This window comes from Roseivivax jejudonensis, assembly GCF_900172265.1.
Lineage (GTDB): Bacteria > Pseudomonadota > Alphaproteobacteria > Rhodobacterales > Rhodobacteraceae > Roseivivax > Roseivivax jejudonensis.
Window position 1 is genome coordinate 322,109 of record NZ_FWFK01000004.1, and the last position, 17,971, is coordinate 340,079.

The following is a 17,971-nucleotide window of genomic DNA, read 5'->3' on the forward strand; positions in this document are numbered from 1 at the left end:
AGAGGGGGCGCTCGGTGTCCCGCGGGCCGCGGTGTCAGTTGGCCTGCCGGCGCAGGAAGGCGGGGATCTCGATCCGGTCCTGATCTTCCTCGGCGTGATCGTCCTGGATCGGCTCGGGCCGGTGCGCCTGCACGGGCGGCTGGCGCCGTGCCGCGGCGGCCGGAGCGGCCTCGTGACCGTGGCCGGTCATGCGGTTGATGAGCGAATTGATCCCGAAGCGGGCCTTCTCGCCCTCGGCGGTCTGCTGTGCCGCGCGCTGCGGCTGCGCGCTGCGCTGGGGTGCTGCCGGCGCCTCGGGACGGGACCGCGCGGCGGCGGCCTGGAGCCGGGCGAGTGCCTCGGGCGAAGGCGTTCCCGGAGCCGGGGCGCGCGGCGCGACGAAGGTCTCGGGGCTGTCCTCGGGCTCCACCTCGACGGCGCGATGGTCGGCCGCGGCGGGCTTGGGCTGGTACGCCGGCGGCGGCAGGCCGTCGTCGCCCTCGGCCGTGTCCTCCTCGAAGATGGTTTCCATCTCGTCGGCGGCGGCGGTGCGTTCGGCGTTCAGATCCTCGAAGAGAGAGGGCTCCTGGTCGTCACGCGCGACCTGCGCGGCCGGGGCCGCCGTCGCGGCGGCGGGCGCGGGACGCGGCGCCTCGGTCAGCTTGGGCGCGGCGTGGGCCACGTCCTCGGCCTCGACCGTCTGGCGCAGCGGCTCACGCAGCGACCGGCGCGGCACCGGCATTTCCGTGTTCACGTCGGTCGCATCGATGCCGGTGGCGACGACGGACACGCGCATCCGGCCTTCCATGGTCTGATCGAGGGTCGAGCCGACGATGATGTTCGCGTCCGCGTCGACTTCCTCGCGGATGCGGTTCGCCGCCTCGTCGAGTTCGAACAGGGTGAGGTCGTGACCACCGGTGATGTTGATGAGCACGCCCTTGGCGCCGCGCAGCGAGATCTCGTCCAGCAGCGGGTTCGCGATGGCCTTCTCGGCGGCCTGGATCGCGCGATCCTCGCCGTCGGCCTCGCCCGTGCCCATCATCGCCTTTCCCATCTCGTCCATCACCGCGCGCACGTCGGCGAAGTCGAGGTTGATGAGACCCGGGCGCACCATCAGGTCGGTCACGCCCTTCACGCCCTGGTACAGGACGTCGTCGGCCATCGAGAACGCCTCGGTGAAGGTCGTCTTCTCGTTCGCCAGACGGAACAGGTTCTGGTTCGGAATGATGATGAGCGTGTCGACGACCTTCTGCAGCGCCTCGACGCCGTCCTCGGCCTGGCGCATGCGCTTGGCGCCTTCGAACTGGAAGGGCTTGGTCACGACGCCGACGGTCAGGACGCCCAGCTCGCGGGCCGCCTGAGCGATGATCGGCGCGGCGCCGGTGCCGGTGCCGCCCCCCATACCGGCGGTGATGAAGCACATGTGCGCGCCAGCGAGGTGATCGACGATCTGTTCGATCGACTCCTCTGCCGCCGCGGCGCCCACGGTCGCGCGGGCACCGGCACCCAGACCCTCGGTCACCTTCACGCCGAGCTGGATGCGGTTGTCCGCCTGGCTTTGCTGCAGAGCCTGCGCGTCGGTGTTCGCCACGACGAAGTCGCAGCCGTCGAGCGCCTTCTCGATCATGTTGTTGACGGCGTTGCCGCCCGCCCCGCCGACGCCGAAGACCGTGATCCGCGGCTTCAGTTCATCGTTCCCGGGCACCGAAAGGTTGAGTGTCATCGCTGTTCCGCCTGCTTGCTTTGGGCCGGCCGGGCCCTTTTCCGCCTATTTTTACCCGATGCTATCGTTTGCAGGGCCTGACGTCACGCAAAAAACACGAAAATCATACCAAATCTGCCGCAGTTCTTTCCGAGACTCGCGTGATTTCGCCGAAACGCGCAGATATTGCGGTCACCAGTTTTCCTTGAACCATCTCACGGCGCGCCCGAACGTCCGGCCGGGCAGTCGCTCCACCGGAATCTCGAAGTCCCACCACTCGTCCTGCGGATGCGCGGCAAAGAGGCAGAGGCCGACCGTGCTGGCGAAGCTCGGCACCGTCGCCGCCTGCGGCAGGCCGTGCACACGGAGCGGACGGCCCAGCCGCACTTGCTGGCCGAGGATCTTGGAGGCGAGGCCGTCGAGCCCCGGCGTCTGGCTGCCCCCGCCGGTCAGCACGATCTGCTGGCTCGGCAGGTATTCGAACCCGGCCGCGTCGAGCCGGGCGCGCACCTCCTCGAGGATCTCCTCGACGCGTGGGCGCATGATCCCGATCAGCTCGGCGCGGGTCACCGTGCGCCGGTCGTGCTCCCAGTCGCCGGTGTCGCCGCCGATCTCGATCATCTCGCGGTCGTCCATGCCGGTCGCCACCACGCCGCCGTGGAAGGTCTTGATCCGCTCGGCCGTCGCCATCGGCACCTGCAGACCCATCGAGATGTCGCCGGTGATGTGGTCGCCGCCCATCTTGACCGCGTCGGCGTAGATCATGTGCTTCTTCATGAAGATCGACACGCTGGTCACGCCGCCGCCCATGTCGATGCACGCCGCGCCCAGTTCCTGCTCGTCCTCGACGAGAGCCGAGATGCCGCTGGCATATGCCGACGAGGCGATGCCCGCGAGTTCGAGATCGCAGCGCTTGACGCATTGCGCGAGGTTCTGGACCGCCATGCCGTCGACCGTGAGCATGTGCATGTCGGTCGCGAGTTCCTGGCCGATCTGTCCGCGCGGATCGCCGAGGCCGGAGCGGTGATCGAGCGCGAAGTTCACCGGCTGAGCGTGCAGCACCTCGCGGTCATGGCCAAGATCGGGCACGTCACAGGCCGACAGCACGCGCGCGATGTCCTGCTCGCTGACCGTGGTGCCCTGCAGGTCGACCTTGCCCGACAGTCCGTAGCTGCGCGGATCGGCGCCCGAGAAGCACGCGATCACGTGGTCGACCCGCTTGTCGGCCATCTTCTGCGCCGCCTGCACCGCGGTACGGATCGCGCGCTCGGTCTCCTGCATGGCGCTGATCTCGCCGAAACGCACGCCGCGCGAGCGCGTGGTCGCGACACCGATCACCTGGAACCCCGACTGACCGGCAAGGCTGCCCACGCCGTCCTGGTCATGCATCCGCTCGGTGCCGTCGAAGCGCAGCACGAAGCAGGCGATCTTCGAGCTCCCGACATCGAGAATGGCGATGACACCGCGCTGCATCGCCGCCTTGCGCATGTTGCGCATCGCCCGCTGGGATTCGTAGAGCTCGATCATCTATTCTGTGTCCCTGCCTCAATCGCCTTGATGCGCCAGAGTTCTTCCAGCGCATGATCGGTCATTCTCAATGTCGGTCGCCGCGGAAGCCGCAGATCGACGGCGACGAGATCGCGCGCCAAGAGATCCACGGCATCGTCCATCGCGATAGCGCGCTCCAGCGCGCGCACCGCCCCGGCCTCGGGCAGCATGATCCGCTGCCCGCGGTCGAGTACCACGTCCCACCGCCGCGCGCCCTTGCGCACGAAGCCCCGCAGCCGGCCGCGCAGCGGCGCGGCCGCGACGTGGAGCGCCGAAAGCTCCGCCACGGCGAGGTCCGCGCCGTCGCCCACCATCACCGGCAGATCCGGATGCGCCGAGCGCGTCTCGGCCGGGCCGACGACGACACCTTCGGGGTCGACCAGCCACAACCCCTGTGCCGTGCGCCACAGGACCGCGGGCACGCGTTCTTCCACGTCGACTTCGAGCACGCCGCCCTGGCGGATATGCAGGCGCACGGACTTCACCGCGGCCAGTTCCGCGACGGTGTCGCGCATCGCTTCGAGGTCGAGGTCGAAGGATGAGACGGGGAAGTCCACCGCGAGACGCGCGCGCACCTCCTCGGCGACCTCGTCGGACGCGCCGTCGACGGCCATCAGCTTGACCATGAACTCGGGGCGTTCCTCGATCATGGCCCGGGCATCGCTCCAGGCCAGCGTGATCCGCTCGATGGTCTCGGGCTGGCTCAGCCAGAACGCCGCGCCGCCGAAGGTGAGCGCCAGCGGCAGCCCGACCCGCAGCATTAGGCGGTAGGCCGGCGTCAGCATCATCCGCTGCATCCGGTAGCGCAGGCGCGACGGCGCGGGATCGATCCGGGTCACCTGTTGCACGAAGCGTCCTCCACCAGAAAGCGGCACATCGCGCCGAACGGAATGCCCACGCTCTCGCCCTGCTCCGGCGTCAGGGAGGTGGGCGTCATGCCGGGCTGCGTGTTGGTTTCCAGAAGCACGAGCCCCGCGAGGCCGCGCGACGAGTCCCAGCGGAAGTCGGTGCGGCTCACGCCGCGACAGCCGAGCGCCCGGTGCGCCCGAAGCGCGTAATCGAGGCAGGCATCGAAGATGTCCTGCGGGATGTCGGCCGGCACCACATGGCGCGACCCGCCGGGCTTGTACTTGGCGTCGTAGTCGTACCAGTCGTCGGTGACGATATCGGTGACGGTCAGCGCGCGGTCGCCCAGCACAGTGGTGGTCAGCTCGCGCCCGGGCGCGAACGCCTCGACCATCAGGATGTCCGGCATCGTGTCGGCAAGCGCCGGCGGCGCGTTCTCACCCTCGGCCACGAGGTAGACCCCGACCGAAGACCCTTCGTTGTAGGGCTTGATGACGTAGGGCGGCACCATCGGGTGCCCGCCGGAGAGCTCCGCCTTGCACACGAGCCGGCTGTCGGCCACCGGCAGCCCGATGTTGCGATAGACGGCCTTGGTGCGCTCCTTGTCCATGGCGAGCGCGGAGGCGAGGACCCCGGAATGCGTATAGGGCACGCCCATCCATTCGAGCAGTCCCTGAACCGCGCCGTCCTCGCCCATCGGACCGTGCAGCGCGTTGAAGGCGACGTCGGGGGAAATCTCGGACAGGCGCGCGGCAAGGTCGCGGTCGCAATCGACCTCGACCACTTCGAACCCCTCGTTCCGCAAAGCGGCGGCGCAGCCACGCCCGGTCGAGAGAGACACCTCGCGCTCGGCCGAGATGCCGCCCATCAACACCGCCACTTTCGGGAGTGCCCTGCTCGACATCCCAAAACTGCCTCGTGCCTCGGACCTGCCCGCCCACACCGATGGCGGGGAATCCGTTATGTCATTTTCGTTGCAACCTGCCTGTGGTCGCGATTGTCCCGGTTTCCCGGTCTGCTCCGGGGCGGTTCGGGGCCGAAGGCCGCGTATCGCGGCGGGCCCGTCCGTCCTCAGTCGCGGATCGGTTCACCAACCCGCATGATTTCCCAATGTAGCGATATTCCACTGCTTTGAAAAACCATTTTTCGCACATCCTCGCCAAGACCTTCGAGGTCGGCTGCCGTGGCGTCGCCGGTATTGATGAGGAAGTTCGAGTGCTTTTCCGACATCTGCGCGCCGCCGCGGCGCGCGCCGCGCATCCCGGCGTCGTCGATCACCTTCCAGGCCTTGAGATCGTGCACGTCGTCGTCGCGCCCGGTCGAGGAGAAGCCCGCGGGATTTCGGAAGGTCGATCCCGCCGTCCGCTCCTTGCTGGGCTGCGTCGCGTCGCGCCGCGCGAGCTGGTCGGCCATGCGGGCCTCGAGCGCGTCGGCCGCGCCAGGCGCGCCCTCGAAGGTCGCGTCGACGATCACCGCCCCGTCGGGCAGGTCGGTCTGGCGGTAGCGGAAGTTCAGGTCGTCGGCGGCAAAGGTGATCAACCGGCCGTCGCGGGTCACCGCCCGAGCCGACACGAAGACGTCCGCGACATAGGTGCCGTAGCAGCCTGCGTTCATGCGCACCGCGCCGCCGACGGCGCCGGGGATCGTCCGCAGGAAAGTCAGGTCGACGCCTGCGGCAGCCGCGCGCTTGGCCACGAACGCATCGAGCGCCGCGGCCCCCGCGGTCACCCGCGTTCCGTCGATCTCCACGCCGTTGAAGCCGCGGCCGAGCCGGATCACCACCGCGCGGATGCCGCCGTCCCGGACGATCAGGTTCGATCCGACCCCCATCGGAAAGACCGGCACCGCGGGGTCGAGCGCGGCGAGGAAATCCTGCAGGTCGGCCACGTCGGCCGGCTGGAACAGCCAGTCCGCCGGTCCGCCGACGCGCAGCCAGGTCAGGTCGGAAAGGGCGCGCTCGGCCGTCAGGCGTCCGCGAACCCGGGGGAGATCGGTCAGGGTCATGGCGCGTGTCCTGCCCAAACTCGCCGGGGGCGTAAAGCCCCGCGGCGTCCGCGCTCAGGCGCGCGAGGCGGACTGCCGCCGCATCCACCGCACGAAGTAGCGCACCGGCCAGCGCAACACGCTCATCCCGGCCGCGAGAGCGAGAAGCCCGATCCACGGGCCGTTCTCGTAGGTGACGAAGCCCAGGAGCGGAATGCCCACGGCGATCAGGACATAGGCGCGAGACCAGTGATTGTCGCGGGAGGGGATCATGGCGAGAACGTTCGCCGTGACGGCCCAGGCCAGCGCGAGGATCAGCGACAGGGTCATTTCGGCTCCTCCCGGAAACGCCACACCGTCCATTTCATGAAATGCGCCAATGGACGTCGAAACATAGACACGAAAGCTGCAAACCCGCACACCGCATAAATCGCACCGTGCACCACACCGATCCAGACAAGCAAGGCCGGCGCGGCGATCAGCAGACCGAGACCCGGCGCGTACTGGCGCCGCATCGGCAGCATCGCCACGATTGTGGCCGCCAGGGCCCAGAGGCAGGCGACCACCAGCGGCGCGCTCACGCCGCTGCCTCCAGCCGGCGGGTCAGGCCGTGCGCCCACGCGCTGATCGTGCCCGCCCCGAGGCAGACGACCATGTCCCCCGGCTGCGCCTGTTCGCGCACCAGCCGCTCGAGGTCGTCCTCGTCGCGGATCGCGCGGGCATGCCGATGGCCGTGCCGCACCAGCCCGGCCACGAGATCGTCGCGGCCCGCGCCCTCGATCGGATCCTCGCCGGCGGAATAGACGTCGGCGATCGCGACGACGTCGGCCTCGTTGAAGCAGGCGCAGAAATCATCGAAAAGCGAATGCAGACGCGAATAGCGGTGCGGCTGGTGCACGGCGATCACGCGGCCTTCGCAGGCCTGCCGCGCAGCCTTGAGCACCGCCGCGATCTCGACCGGATGGTGGCCGTAGTCGTCGATGACCGTGACGCCGTCGATCTCGCCCACGCGGGTGAACCGGCGATTGACGCCGCCGAAGTTGGCCAGCGCCTCGCGGATCTCCGCGCGCTTCATGCCCAGATGACGCGCGACCGCCACGGCCGACAGCGCGTTCGACACGTTGTGATCGCCCGGCATCGGCAAGGTGCAGCCCTCGATCATCGTGCCCTCGGATTGCAGGGCGACGTCGAAATGCGCGATCCCGCGCTCGTAACGCAGGTTGACCGCGCGCACGTCGGCCTGCGTGTTGAAGCCGTAGGTCAGGACCCGGCGGTCGGTGATCCGCCCGACCAGCCGCTGCACCTCTTCGTGGTCGGTGCAGCACACGGCGAGACCGTAGAAGGGGATGTTCGACACGAAGTCGAGAAAGCCCTGCTTCAGCCGCTCGAAATCGCCCCAGTGATCCATATGCTCGGGGTCGATGTTGGTGACGATCGCCACCGTCGCCGGCAGCCGGTTGAAGGTGCCGTCGCTTTCGTCGGCCTCGACCACCATCCATTCGCCCTGCCCCATCCGCGCGTTCGAGCCGTAGGCGTGGATGATGCCGCCGTTCACGACCGTCGGATCGTATTCGCCGGCCACGAGAAGGGTCGCCACCATCGTCGTCGTCGTGGTCTTTCCGTGGGTGCCCGCCACCGCGATGTTCGACTTGAGCCGCATCAGCTCGGCCAGCATCTCGGCCCGCCGCACGACCGGAAGCCCGCGCGCGCGCGCCGCGTCGAGTTCGGCATTGCCCGGCTTGATCGCCGAGGAGATCACGATCACCTCCGCGCCCTCGAGGTTCTCGGCCGACTGCCCGATGAAGATCCGCGCGCCCAGCCCCTCGAGGCGCTCGGTGATCTTCGACGCCTTCAGATCCGAGCCCTGCACGGTGTAGCCGAGGTTCAGCAGCACCTCCGCGATGCCCGACATGCCGATCCCGCCGATGCCGACGAAATGGATGGGGCCCACGTCGGTGGGCAGCTTGGTGGCGGCATTCATGTGCTCTTGTCCTTCTCTGCCAGGTGTTCGACCAGCGCGGCGAGGTCGTCGGCGGCGTCGGGCCGGCCGACCGACAGGGCCGCCTGGTGCATCCGGAGCGCGCCGTCGGGATCCTCGAGGATCGCACGGATCGCGTCGGTCATCGACTCGACGGTCAGGCGGCTCTCGGGCATTCGGATCGCCGCCCCCGCCTCCGTCAGCTGTTTGGCGTTCGCGGTCTGGTGGTCGCCGGCGGCGGCGGCGAACGGCACGAGGATCGCCGGGCGCCCGATGACGCTGAGGTCAGCCACGCTCGACGCGCCCGAGCGCGAGATCACCAGCTGCGCCTCGCTCATCCGGGCCGGGATGTCGTGAAAGAACGGCTGCACGTCCGCGTCGACGCCGTTTTCCGCGTAATAGGTGGCGACGCGCTCTGCATCCTCGTCGCGGGCCTGGTGACTGACCCTCAGATGGTGAAGCGTCTCCATCGGCAGGGCGGCGATGGCCGGCGGCACGACGTCCGACAGGATGCGCGCGCCCTGGCTGCCGCCGATCACGAGGATCGACATCGGGTAGTCGCCGGGAACGATGTAGCCCGCGCCGGCCCGCTCGCGCACCGCGGCGCGCACCGGGTTGCCGACGAAGGTGCCCTCCACCCCGTCCGGCAGCGCCGTCGGCCACGTGCCGCAAGCCACCGCGTCGACCCGTTTGGCGAAGATCTCGTTCACCCGGCCGAGGATGCCGTTCTGTTCGTGGATCATCCGTGGCAGACCCAGAATCGTCGCGGCACCGAGCGCCGGGATCGACGGGTAGCCGCCGAAGCCGACGACCACATCGGGCCGGTCGCTGCGCATCCGCGACGCCATCGACATCACACCGCCGGCGACCTTGAAGGGCACGCCGGCCTTTGCCAGCAGTCCGCCGCGCGCGAACGTGGCGGAGGCGACCTCCTCGATCTCGACCGCGTGGGAAAAGCCGCCGGTATAGCGCGCGCCGCGCGCGTCGGTCGACAGCTTCACCCGCCAGCCGCGCGCCAGGAGCGCCTCTGCGAGCGCCTGCGCCGGGAACATGTGGCCGCCGGTGCCCCCGGCAGCCATCACGATCAGCTTCTGTCGTCCGGTCTCGGCCATCTCGTCCGGGCGGGGCCCTGCCCCGCCGCTCTCCTCGCTCGGCTAGCGGATCCTGCCCCGCAGGATGTCGCCAATCTCGCCCTGCGGGCGCGTGCGTGTAAAGGCCAGCAGCATGCCGACGGCGAGCCCCCCCGCGATCAGCGAGGAGCCGCCGTAGCTCACGAAGGGCAGCGTCATGCCCTTGGCCGGCAGCAGCCGCACCGCCACGCCCATGTTGATCATCGCCTGCACCCCGAACATGCAGGCCAGCCCGGTCCCGGCCAGGCGGATAAAGGGGTCGCGCTCGCGCATCAGGCGCATCAGCGACCGGATCACGATCGCCGCGTACAGACCGAGGATGACGAGCACGAGGATCAGGCCGTATTCCTCGGCCGCGACGGCGATGATGAAATCGGTGTGCGCGTCAGGCAGCGACCACTTCACCTGACCCTCGCCGACCCCGACGCCGAAGAAGCCGCCTTCCTGGATCGCGTTCGTCGCGAAGCCCAGCTGCGTGTTCGGATCGACCTCGGGGCTGAGGAAGCCGTCGATCCGGCGCGCGAAGTGTTCCGAATTGTCGTAGGCCACCGTCCCGGCGAGCACCACCGCCCCGGCCATGCCGATCAGCAGCAAGAGCGGCGCGCCGGCCACGAAGTACATGACGCCCCAGCCGAACAGCACGAGGCAGGCCTGGCCGAAATCGGGCTGCAGCGCCAGCATCAGCACGATCGCGATGGCCAGCGCGAAGGACCAAAGGCGCCCCGGCGGTCCGCCGATTTCGAGGCTCGCCGCCATCAGCCACGCGCAGACGATGACGAAGGCGGGCTTCAGGAACTCTGACGGCTGCACCGACGCGAAACCGAGCGAGTACCAGCGCACCGCGCCCTTGCCGAAATCGGTCCCGAAGACCGGAAGGAACGCGAGCGCCACGAACGCGCCCAGAAATCCGATCACCGCGACGCGCCGCACGAGAACGGGCGACGCGAGCGACGTGAGGAACATCGCAACGAGAGCGAGCCCGCCGAAGGCGATCTGGCGCTGGACATAGTGGAAGGGGTCGAGACCGTTGCGTTCCGCCAGCGGCGGAGAGGCGGCCAGCCCGAGCAGCAGCCCGATGCCGAAAAGCACGAGAATGCAACTGAGCGACCACTTGTCGACCGTGCGCCACCATTTGGGAAGCACCGGCTCACCCGTCGCCACGGGCGCCGTGCCGTACACCATCTCGGTCATCGGAAAACTGCCTCGGTTCCGCTCGAATTTTCGTTAGTGCTGCCTGCGTCGCCCGGTTGTCCGGGTCTGATTGCAGGAGTCTAGCGAAATATTCGCACTGCCGCCAGCACAAACGAAGGCCTTTCGCGCATACCGTGCAATGGACCGGCCCGGAACCGCATCGGGAGTCCGCAGGCCCGGTCCCGACCGCGTCGGCCAGGCGACCTCATTGCGCAGCGCGCCCCAGCCGCCGTGCTTTCCGGTCAGCGACCAGCGCAGCGCGACGCGCGGGCACATGCCCGGCGCCTCCAGCCCCGCGCGGTGATGGACCTCGAACCGCCCGTCGGGGATCGCCGCGCGCAGCCCCAGCCAGAAGGCACGCGCGGCGTTCGGGCCGTACTCCCGGCGGCCGCCGGGTAGAGCGAGCTCCGCGCCGGGCGCGTACCGCCCCTCGAAGAGCGCGAAGGCGCCCTCCATCGCACGCTCGACGAGATCGGCAAATTCCGCGCCCGGCCCGTCGCGCGCGCCCTGGCCGGCATAGGCGGACGGCACGTCGAGCGCCGGCGTGAACGGCGCGGCATCCGCATCCTCGGCGAGCGCGGCAGCGGCCCATCGCTCCGGCGACAGGTCGAGGGCGTCGAGGATGGCCGCCCTGTCGGTGACCCGCCAGATGTCGGTGATCCGCCCGTCCCGCTCGGCCACTTCGGACAGCACCCGGTACCGGAGGCGTCGCCCGGTCGCCGCCCCGAAGGCGCCGTCGCCGTCATGGGCGGCCTCGACCGTGCGGCGCAACGCGGTCACGCGCACTGTGCCGCGGACAGGCAAGGCGACCGTGTCTTCCGCGAACCACTCCTGCCTCGGCAAGGCGGACAACCACCCGAGGGCATCGGTCGCGATCCCGATCCGCCCCTGCACGATGGCTTCGGGCGCGCGCAGGACGATCGTCCGCGACAGATTGGCGTCGACCGGCGCCGCGAAATCCGCGCGCCGCCAGATCGCCTCGGTCGCGCGCGCGGCGACAGAGGCCGCTCCGTCGATGATGCCGTCCTTCACGAGTGACCTCCGACCAACGCACGGGGTCGCGACCCGCCGAAGCCGGCTTAGCCCGTGCAGATTAATCGGTGATTAACGTTAATCGCCGTCAGGCGCGTCCAGCGCTTGCGCCCAGGCCACGATCCGCGCGGTCAGCGGCTCGGTCAGGTTCGGCGACAGGATGTCGCCAGCGAGCACGTGCGCGTAGGGGTCGGCGTCCGGCCCCGGCGTCACCTCGTGCATGGCCGAGGGCCCGCCCCAGGCCGCGGCCACCGTCCGTGTCGCGTCTGCGTCGACGACCTGGTCCTCGTCGGCGAACAGGAACAGCGCGGGCACCTCGATCGTCGCGTGGTCGAGGCCCCGCGCCGCCGCGACGCTCCGCGCCATCGGAAGGACGGCGACGGTCGGGTAGCGTTCGGTCCAGTAGCGGGCCTGCCGATCGTTCACTGGGGTGAAGCCACGCTTCTCTCCGGCCACCAGCGGCCCCCACCAGCGCACGCCGGGCCATGTCAGGATCCGGGCCGCGGGGTTGTTGACGCGGTAGTTGGGCGAAATCAGCGCGAGCCCGGCCATGTCGCGCGACAGGTCCGGATCCGCCGCCGCCAACGTGGCGAGCGTGCCGCCGGTGGACGTCCCGATGACCAGCACACGGTCGCCGATGCGCCGGCCGATGGCCATCGCTTCGGCCACGTCAGCCATCCAGTCCGACACCCGCGGCCCGGCCATCGCCGCGCCATCGCGGCCGTGTCCGGCCAGCCGGGTGAAGAACAGATTGGCACCCAGCGCCTCCGCCACCCGGTCCGGCAGCGGCCGGACCTCCTCGGACGTGGCGGAGAACCCGTGCAGATAGATTACCGCCCACTCGGTCCGCGCTTCAGGCTCGCCGGCCCACAGGATCCGCTTTTCGGTGCCCGGCACGATGTCGTCGAACGCCGCTTCGCGCTCCGCGAGGTAGGCGTCGAGATCCGCGCCCAGCGTCTCGGCGTCGAATTCCACGGGGTCCACGCGCGGGGTCCGGGTGCCGAGGACCGCCATCAGCGACACGATGAGCACGAGCGCCAGCGCGATGCGGGCGATCCATCTCAGCACCAGCAGCATGGCGTCCTCGCCCGCGCGCCGGCGGCCGCATCTGCAGCGCGCCGGAGGATCATCCGCCGACCTCCTCCACGGCCCGTTCGACGAGCGCGAGGCATTCGGGCGTGGAGAAGCGGTGATCGGCGCCTTTCACCAGGGTCAGCCGCACGTCGTCGCCCGCGATATGATCGAGCAGCCGCAGCGGCACGTCGCCGGCCACGGCCTCGTCTTCCGTGCCCTGCAGCAGCCGCACCGGGAACGGCATCGGCAGCGGCGTGCGCATCACGAGGTGCGTGCGACCGTCCTCGATCAGCCGGCGGGTGACGATATAGGGCTCGCCGTAATCCGATGGCAGGGCGACATGCCCGTCCTCCATCACCTGCCGGCGCTGCACCTCCGAGAACCCGGCCCAAAAGCTGTCTTCGGTGAAGTCCGGCGCCGCGGCGATGCCCACGAACCCCGCCACCCGAGAGAGGCGTCGGGTCAGCAGGCAGCCGACCCAGCCGCCCATCGACGAACCGACCAGCACCACCGGACCCTCGGTGGCGGCGGTGATGACGGCCTCGGCATCGGCGACCCAGTCGCCGATCGCGCCGTCCTCGAACCGTCCGCCCGACCGGCCGTGCCCGGAATAGTCGAGCCGCAGGAACGCGCGACCGCGATCGCGCGCCCAGGCTTCGAGGTGCACCGCCTTTGTGCCGTCCATGTCGGACTTGTAGCCCGGCAGGAACACCGTGCAGGGGCCCGTTCCGTCGGTCTTCGCGTAGGCCAGCCGGCGCCCGTCCGGGCCGTCGATGTGCTGGATGTCGGTCATCTGTCCTCCGTTTGCCGGGCAGCCTGCCCCGGCCTGCGCGCGGTTTCCAGCCCCGAGGCACGCGAATTGCCCTGCGCGCCCCGCCCGCTACCGTCGTGGGGTCCGAACCGCGCCGGGCCCCCGGCGCACACCTCAAGACACCAACGGACACGACCGCTCATGCACCGCAGAACACTCCTTCTTTCGCTCGGCGCCGCCGGCCTTGCCGCCTGCGCGCCGATCCCTTCCGACACGGCCTTGTCCCCGGCCGAGCGACGGGCCTTGCGGCTGTCGACGATCCAGGTGGTCCCGTCCGGCGCGACGTTCCTCAATTCCGGGGCGCAGGAGGTCCGCAACGTGATCGCGCCGGATCTGCAGGGCGTGCTGCGGCGCGAGTTTTCGGATCGCATCGTGGCGCAGGGCGGATGGACGATGCAGGTGGAACTGGCGCGCGTCGCCGTGGCCTCGGCCACGAGCACGGCGCTCGGACGCGACCAGTCGCAGCTCGACGGCACCGTCCGGCTGGTCGATCCCTCCGGCGCGTTGCGGGCCTCGGTGCCGATCACGGTCACCGCCGGCGAGGCCGCCGACAGCGTGCTCGGCGGCGCGGCGGCGGCGATCACCGGGAGCCGGTCGCGCTTCTACCGCCAGCTGCTCGGCACGTTCGCGCGCGATGCGCGCACGACCATCCTCGGGCGCGACCTTCCGGGAGAGCGGATCATCCGCCGCACGCAATCATCGCTGTGATGCACCGCACGGCGGCCGGTCAGTCGTCCTGCCCGGCCGTCGTTTCGACCTCGTCGAGGCCGAACGCGATCAGCGCGCCGATCGCCGACAACGCCGCGAAACCGCACAGAGCCCAGATCGCGCCACCGGTGCTCAGCGCGCCCCCGAACGCGCCCGCCGCCAGAAGCAAGAGCCCGATCGAGGTGTTCGCGATCGCCGTGTAGTTCGACCGGCTCTCTTTCGGCGCCATGTCGACAAGGTAGGTGGAGCGGCTTTCGCGGACGCCCCGATAGGCGATCTGCATCACGAAAAGCACCAGCGGCGCCACGATCATGCCCTCGGTCCAGCCCGCGGCGCCAGCCAGAGCCGCGGCGGCCATCGACACCGCGCCGGCCAGCCCCGACAGGATGAGCACGGTGCGCGACGACCGGTCGGACAGCCGTCCCCAGACATAGGACGACACGAACGCCGCCGCCGCGGAGGCCAGAATAAGCGCGCCCAGGCGCTGCAGCGCGCCGTCGCCCCCCGACAGGATGACGAGGTATGGCGGCGCCAGCGCCGTCGCCGTGAGCGCGCCGCGCGCGGCGATGAAGCGGCGGAACTGCGGATCCTCGCGGAGCGGGCTCAGGTCGACGGCCGCGCGCGCCTGCGGCTCCGACCGCCCCTCCTCCAGCGTCGCGAACACAGCCGCCGCCGCGAGCCAGAGTCCCGCGGCGAGGCAGATCGCGGCGATGAGCGGCTCGCGATCCTGCAGGAGCCCGGAGATCAGCAAGAGCGCGAAGACGAGCACCGCCGCGGAGGCGGCGGATCCCGCGACTCCCTTGACCGCGCCGCGCCGCGTCTTGGCGACGGTCTTGCCGAGAATGTCCTTGTAGCTGACCGAACAGGCGGCGCGCGCGAGCGCCAGCACCGTCAGGGACACGCAGATCGCGAGGCCCGCCGCCCAGCCCTCGAGCAGGGCCGCGGCGGCGGCAATCCCGAGGGCGGCAAAGCCCTGCACCGCGCAGCCGGCCACCCAGACCCACTTGCGGTGCTCGCGCGCCTGGACGACCCCGGCCAGCAGGATCTGCGGCAGCAGCGCGCCGGCCTCGCGGATCGGCACAAGGAGCGACACCAGAACGGCCGGGGCGCCGACCGCGTTCATCAGCCATGCGAGCACGAGCTTTGGATCGATGAGCCCGTCGGCTACCTTCTGAACCGACAACGACACCATGTGGCGGATCCCGTTGCGCGCCTCGCGGGCGTTCGCCGCACCGTCATCGTCGGTCAGGGTGCCGTAGACCTCGCGCACCTCCTCGTCGCTCACATCGACCATTCACGTCTCCTGGGCTGTCGGCCTGGGTCGCCGCGCGGCTTGACACCTCCGCGACCCGTCGGCAGATAGCCCGCGACACATAACCCGCAACCGGGCGTTCCGTGGGCGCCGAACCGACGAGGAGCATGGCCGATGAGCCAGATTTCCCTGACCTTTCCCGATGGCAACGCGCGCGAGTTTCCCGCCGGCATCACGCCGGCCGAGGTCGCGCAGGCCATTTCCACGTCGCTCGGCAAGAAGGCGATCTCGGCCTCCGTCGACGGCGCGCACTGGGATCTCGCCTGGCCCATCGACACCGACGCCGCCATCGCGATCCACACGATGCAGGACGATGCGCCGGCGCTCGAGCTCATCCGCCACGACTTCGCCCACGTCATGGCCCGCGCGGTGCAGGAGATCTGGCCCGACACCAAGGTCACCATCGGCCCCGTGACCGAAAAGGGCTGGTTCTACGACTTCGACCGCGCGGAGCCGTTCACGCCCGAGGATCTCGGCGCGATCGAGGCCAAGATGAAGGAGATCGTCGCGGCCCGGGATCCGGTCACCACCGAGGTCTGGGATCGCGACCGCGCCATCGCGCACTACCGGGACACGAACGAGCCCTACAAGGTCGAGCTGATCGACCGGATCCCCGAGGGCGCGCCGATCCGCATGTACTGGCACGGCGACTGGCAGGACCTGTGCCGCGGCCCGCACCTCCAGCACACCGGCCAGCTCCCGGCGGACGCGTTCAAGCTGATGGGCGTCTCGGGCGCCTACTGGTTCGGCGACACGTCGCGGCCGATGCTGCAACGGATCCAGGGTGTCGCGTTCAAGAACCGCAACGACCTGAAGGCGCATCTGACCTTTCTCGAGGAGGCGGCGAAGCGCGACCACCGCCGCCTCGGACGCGAGATGGATCTCTTTCACATGCAGGAAGAGGCCCCGGGCCAGGTATTCTGGCATCCGAACGGCTGGACCATCTACACCACGCTGCAGGACTACATGCGCCGCAAGCAGCGCGCCGGCGGCTACCAGGAAATCAACACGCCCCAGGTCGTCGATCGCAAGCTGTGGGAGGCCTCGGGCCACTGGGAGAAGTACCAGCACCACATGTTCATCGTCGAGGTGGACGAGTCCCGCGATGGCGAAACCGACGATGCCGCGGTGAAGGACAAGGCGCAGACGCGGATCAACGCGCTCAAGCCGATGAACTGTCCGTGTCACGTACAGGTGTTCAACCAGGGCCTGAAGTCCTACCGCGACCTGCCGCTCCGTCTGGCCGAGTTCGGCTCGTGCGCGCGCTTCGAACCCTCGGGCGCGCTGCACGGGATCATGCGCGTGCGCGGCTTTACCCAGGACGACGCGCACATCTTCTGCACCGAGGACCAGATCCAGGAGGAATGCGCGCGCTTCATCGAATTCCTCGCCGGCGTCTACCGCGAGCTCGGCTTCCCGGACTTCGAGATCCGCTTTGCCACCCGTCCCGAAAAGCGGGTGGGCAGCGACGAGAGCTGGGACCACGTGGAGGGCGCGCTCGAGAACGCGATCAAGGCCGTGGGCCGCGACTACGTGCTGGAGCCGGGCGATGGCGCGTTCTACGGTCCCAAGCTCGATTTCTACCTGACCGACGCGATCGGCCGGGTCTGGCAATGCGGCACCTTCCAGGTCGATCCCAACCTGCCGGAACGGCTCGGCGCGAGCTACGTCGCCCCAGACGGCGACAAGAAGCGTCCGTTCATGCTCCACCGCGCGGCGCTCGGGTCTTTCGAGCGGTTCATCGGCATCCTGATCGAGGAGCATTCGGGCAAGCTGCCGTTCTGGCTGGCCCCGCGCCAGGTCGTGGTCGCGTCCATCGTGTCCGAGGCCGACGACTACATCCACGAGATCGTGGCCGCGCTCCGCGCCGCCGGCGTGCGCGCCGAGGCGGACCTGCGCAACGAGAAGATCAACTACAAGGTTCGCGAACACTCGGTCGGCAAGGTGCCCGCCATCCTCGCCATCGGCCATCGCGAGGTCGAGGAGCGGACCGTCACGCTGCGCCGGCTCGGCGAGAAGGCGACCTCGGTTCTGAGCCTCGACGAGGCGGTGGCGACCCTCGCCCGCGAGGCAACGCCGCCCGATCTTCTGTAACATTCGGCGCGCGGCAGGTTTCAGCTGCCGCGCGCCCCGGGCCCGCTCCGCCCCGTAACCCACTGAAAATTTGGATATCTCCTGGCTGCCGCATGTCCTCGATGGCGGTGGCGTTCTGAACCGTGCGTGAGGCACGTCGCTGTGTGTGGCGCGGATTTGTCGCAGGCGGCATCATTCTCGTGCCGCCCCCCCCCGGCGGCACGAGACCTGAACAGGGAGAGATCGATGTCCACCACAGTGAAGACCGCAGCCCTCGTGGGCGCCGTCGCCGCTGCCTTCGCCACGGCCGAGAAGGCCGAGGCGCAGGCCAAGGAGAAGTGCTTCGGCGTGTCGCTCGCCGGCGAAAACGACTGCGCCGCCGGCCCCGGCACGACGTGCGCGGGAACTTCGACCGTCGACTACCAGGGCAATGCCTGGACTCTGGTCGATGCGGGCACCTGCAGCGAGATCGACCTGCCCGACGGGCGCGAGGGCGCGACGGCCGCGGCGCTTGAGGAAGAAGGCTTCGAGGGCCTCGCGCGCGACCTGCCCGATGGCACCGACACATCCGTGTTGAAGCCGGTCTGACGCCGGAGACCAGGCG

The 17,971-nt window shown here is 69.7% G+C and carries 17 protein-coding genes; 3 read left to right on the forward strand and 14 right to left on the reverse strand.

Features of this window, described 5'->3' with window-relative positions:
* Positions 1 to 34 precede the first annotated feature (34 nt).
* The 13 genes from ftsZ to ROJ8625_RS12485 form a co-directional block, all read right to left on the reverse strand.
* A complete protein-coding gene (gene ftsZ, locus ROJ8625_RS12425) occupies positions 35 to 1,702 on the reverse strand; it encodes a cell division protein FtsZ (RefSeq protein ID WP_085792204.1) in 1,668 nt (555 codons plus the stop codon).
* A 171-nt stretch (positions 1,703 to 1,873) separates the two neighbouring features.
* Positions 1,874 to 3,208: a cell division protein FtsA gene (gene ftsA, locus ROJ8625_RS12430; RefSeq protein ID WP_085792205.1), complete on the reverse strand. Its 1,335-nt coding sequence runs from the start codon at positions 3,206 to 3,208 to the stop codon at positions 1,874 to 1,876.
* A complete protein-coding gene (locus ROJ8625_RS12435; RefSeq protein ID WP_234984255.1) occupies positions 3,205 to 4,077 on the reverse strand; it encodes a cell division protein FtsQ/DivIB in 873 nt (290 codons plus the stop codon). Before ROJ8625_RS12435 ends, ftsA begins: the two co-directional genes overlap by 4 nt.
* Positions 4,065 to 4,979 carry a D-alanine--D-alanine ligase gene (locus ROJ8625_RS12440; RefSeq protein ID WP_200813315.1) on the reverse strand — a complete coding sequence of 305 codons (915 nt, stop codon included), beginning with the start codon at positions 4,977 to 4,979 and terminating at the stop codon, positions 4,065 to 4,067. Before ROJ8625_RS12440 ends, ROJ8625_RS12435 begins: the two co-directional genes overlap by 13 nt.
* 167 nt (positions 4,980 to 5,146) lie before the next feature.
* Positions 5,147 to 6,079, reverse strand: coding sequence for a UDP-N-acetylmuramate dehydrogenase (murB, locus tag ROJ8625_RS12445; RefSeq protein ID WP_085792206.1), 933 nt, complete (start codon positions 6,077 to 6,079; stop codon positions 5,147 to 5,149).
* Between the two features lie 54 nt (positions 6,080 to 6,133).
* On the reverse strand, positions 6,134 to 6,388 hold the full coding sequence (locus ROJ8625_RS12450; protein WP_085792207.1) for a DUF2484 family protein: 255 nt from the start codon (positions 6,386 to 6,388) through the stop codon (positions 6,134 to 6,136).
* Positions 6,385 to 6,639: a DUF2484 family protein gene (locus tag ROJ8625_RS12455; protein ID WP_085792208.1), complete on the reverse strand. Its 255-nt coding sequence runs from the start codon at positions 6,637 to 6,639 to the stop codon at positions 6,385 to 6,387. Before ROJ8625_RS12455 ends, ROJ8625_RS12450 begins: the two co-directional genes overlap by 4 nt.
* On the reverse strand, positions 6,636 to 8,039 hold the full coding sequence (murC, locus tag ROJ8625_RS12460) for a UDP-N-acetylmuramate--L-alanine ligase (RefSeq protein WP_085792209.1): 1,404 nt from the start codon (positions 8,037 to 8,039) through the stop codon (positions 6,636 to 6,638). Before murC ends, ROJ8625_RS12455 begins: the two co-directional genes overlap by 4 nt.
* Positions 8,036 to 9,148, reverse strand: a complete 1,113-nt coding sequence (murG, locus tag ROJ8625_RS12465) for an undecaprenyldiphospho-muramoylpentapeptide beta-N-acetylglucosaminyltransferase (protein WP_085792210.1) — start codon at positions 9,146 to 9,148, stop codon at positions 8,036 to 8,038. Before murG ends, murC begins: the two co-directional genes overlap by 4 nt.
* Positions 9,149 to 9,190: 42 nt before the next feature.
* Positions 9,191 to 10,357: a putative lipid II flippase FtsW gene (gene ftsW, locus ROJ8625_RS12470; protein WP_085792211.1), complete on the reverse strand. Its 1,167-nt coding sequence runs from the start codon at positions 10,355 to 10,357 to the stop codon at positions 9,191 to 9,193.
* A 33-nt stretch (positions 10,358 to 10,390) separates the two neighbouring features.
* A complete protein-coding gene (locus tag ROJ8625_RS12475; protein ID WP_085792212.1) occupies positions 10,391 to 11,389 on the reverse strand; it encodes a nuclear transport factor 2 family protein in 999 nt (332 codons plus the stop codon).
* Positions 11,390 to 11,467: 78 nt separating this feature from the next.
* On the reverse strand, positions 11,468 to 12,466 hold the full coding sequence (locus ROJ8625_RS12480; protein ID WP_085792213.1) for an alpha/beta hydrolase: 999 nt from the start codon (positions 12,464 to 12,466) through the stop codon (positions 11,468 to 11,470).
* A gap of 49 nt (positions 12,467 to 12,515) precedes the next feature.
* Complete coding sequence (locus ROJ8625_RS12485; protein WP_085792214.1) at positions 12,516 to 13,256, reverse strand: alpha/beta hydrolase; 741 nt, start codon at positions 13,254 to 13,256, stop codon at positions 12,516 to 12,518.
* A gap of 159 nt (positions 13,257 to 13,415) precedes the next feature.
* Here ROJ8625_RS12485 and ROJ8625_RS12490 point away from each other — a divergent pair, with 159 nt between their 5' ends.
* A complete protein-coding gene (locus ROJ8625_RS12490; protein ID WP_085792215.1) occupies positions 13,416 to 13,982 on the forward strand; it encodes a hypothetical protein in 567 nt (188 codons plus the stop codon).
* Between the two features lie 19 nt (positions 13,983 to 14,001).
* Here the strand turns inward: ROJ8625_RS12490 and ROJ8625_RS12495 are convergent, their stop codons facing one another.
* Positions 14,002 to 15,276 (reverse strand): MFS transporter, encoded by a 1,275-nt coding sequence (locus ROJ8625_RS12495; RefSeq protein WP_085792216.1) that lies wholly within the window; start codon positions 15,274 to 15,276, stop codon positions 14,002 to 14,004.
* Positions 15,277 to 15,408: 132 nt separating this feature from the next.
* Here ROJ8625_RS12495 and thrS point away from each other — a divergent pair, with 132 nt between their 5' ends.
* On the forward strand, positions 15,409 to 17,388 hold the full coding sequence (gene thrS / locus ROJ8625_RS12500; protein ID WP_085792217.1) for a threonine--tRNA ligase: 1,980 nt from the start codon (positions 15,409 to 15,411) through the stop codon (positions 17,386 to 17,388).
* A gap of 225 nt (positions 17,389 to 17,613) precedes the next feature.
* Entirely contained in the window at positions 17,614 to 17,955 is a 342-nt protein-coding gene (locus ROJ8625_RS12505; protein ID WP_085792218.1) for a BufA1 family periplasmic bufferin-type metallophore, read from the forward strand.
* The last annotated feature ends 16 nt before the right edge of the window (positions 17,956 to 17,971 follow it).

Bases quoted from the DNA above. Each gene is read 5' to 3' on its own strand.
- ftsZ (WP_085792204.1), bottom strand. From the start codon at position 1,702: ATGACACTCAACCTTTCGGTGCCCGGGAACGATGAACTGAAGCCGCGG.
- ftsA (WP_085792205.1), bottom strand. From the start codon at position 3,208: ATGATCGAGCTCTACGAATCCCAGCGGGCGATGCGCAACATGCGCAAG.
- ROJ8625_RS12440 (WP_200813315.1), bottom strand. From the start codon at position 4,979: ATGTCGAGCAGGGCACTCCCGAAAGTGGCGGTGTTGATGGGCGGCATC.
- murB (WP_085792206.1), bottom strand. From the start codon at position 6,079: ATGACCCTGACCGATCTCCCCCGGGTTCGCGGACGCCTGACGGCCGAG.
- ROJ8625_RS12450 (WP_085792207.1), bottom strand. From the start codon at position 6,388: ATGACCCTGTCGCTGATCCTCGCGCTGGCCTGGGCCGTCACGGCGAAC.
- murC (WP_085792209.1), bottom strand. From the start codon at position 8,039: ATGAATGCCGCCACCAAGCTGCCCACCGACGTGGGCCCCATCCATTTC.
- murG (WP_085792210.1), bottom strand. From the start codon at position 9,148: ATGGCCGAGACCGGACGACAGAAGCTGATCGTGATGGCTGCCGGGGGC.
- ftsW (WP_085792211.1), bottom strand. From the start codon at position 10,357: ATGACCGAGATGGTGTACGGCACGGCGCCCGTGGCGACGGGTGAGCCG.
- ROJ8625_RS12480 (WP_085792213.1), bottom strand. From the start codon at position 12,466: ATGCTGCTGGTGCTGAGATGGATCGCCCGCATCGCGCTGGCGCTCGTG.
- ROJ8625_RS12485 (WP_085792214.1), bottom strand. From the start codon at position 13,256: ATGACCGACATCCAGCACATCGACGGCCCGGACGGGCGCCGGCTGGCC.
- ROJ8625_RS12490 (WP_085792215.1), top strand. From the start codon at position 13,416: ATGCACCGCAGAACACTCCTTCTTTCGCTCGGCGCCGCCGGCCTTGCC.
- ROJ8625_RS12495 (WP_085792216.1), bottom strand. From the start codon at position 15,276: ATGGTCGATGTGAGCGACGAGGAGGTGCGCGAGGTCTACGGCACCCTG.
- thrS (WP_085792217.1), top strand. From the start codon at position 15,409: ATGAGCCAGATTTCCCTGACCTTTCCCGATGGCAACGCGCGCGAGTTT.
- ROJ8625_RS12505 (WP_085792218.1), top strand. From the start codon at position 17,614: ATGTCCACCACAGTGAAGACCGCAGCCCTCGTGGGCGCCGTCGCCGCT.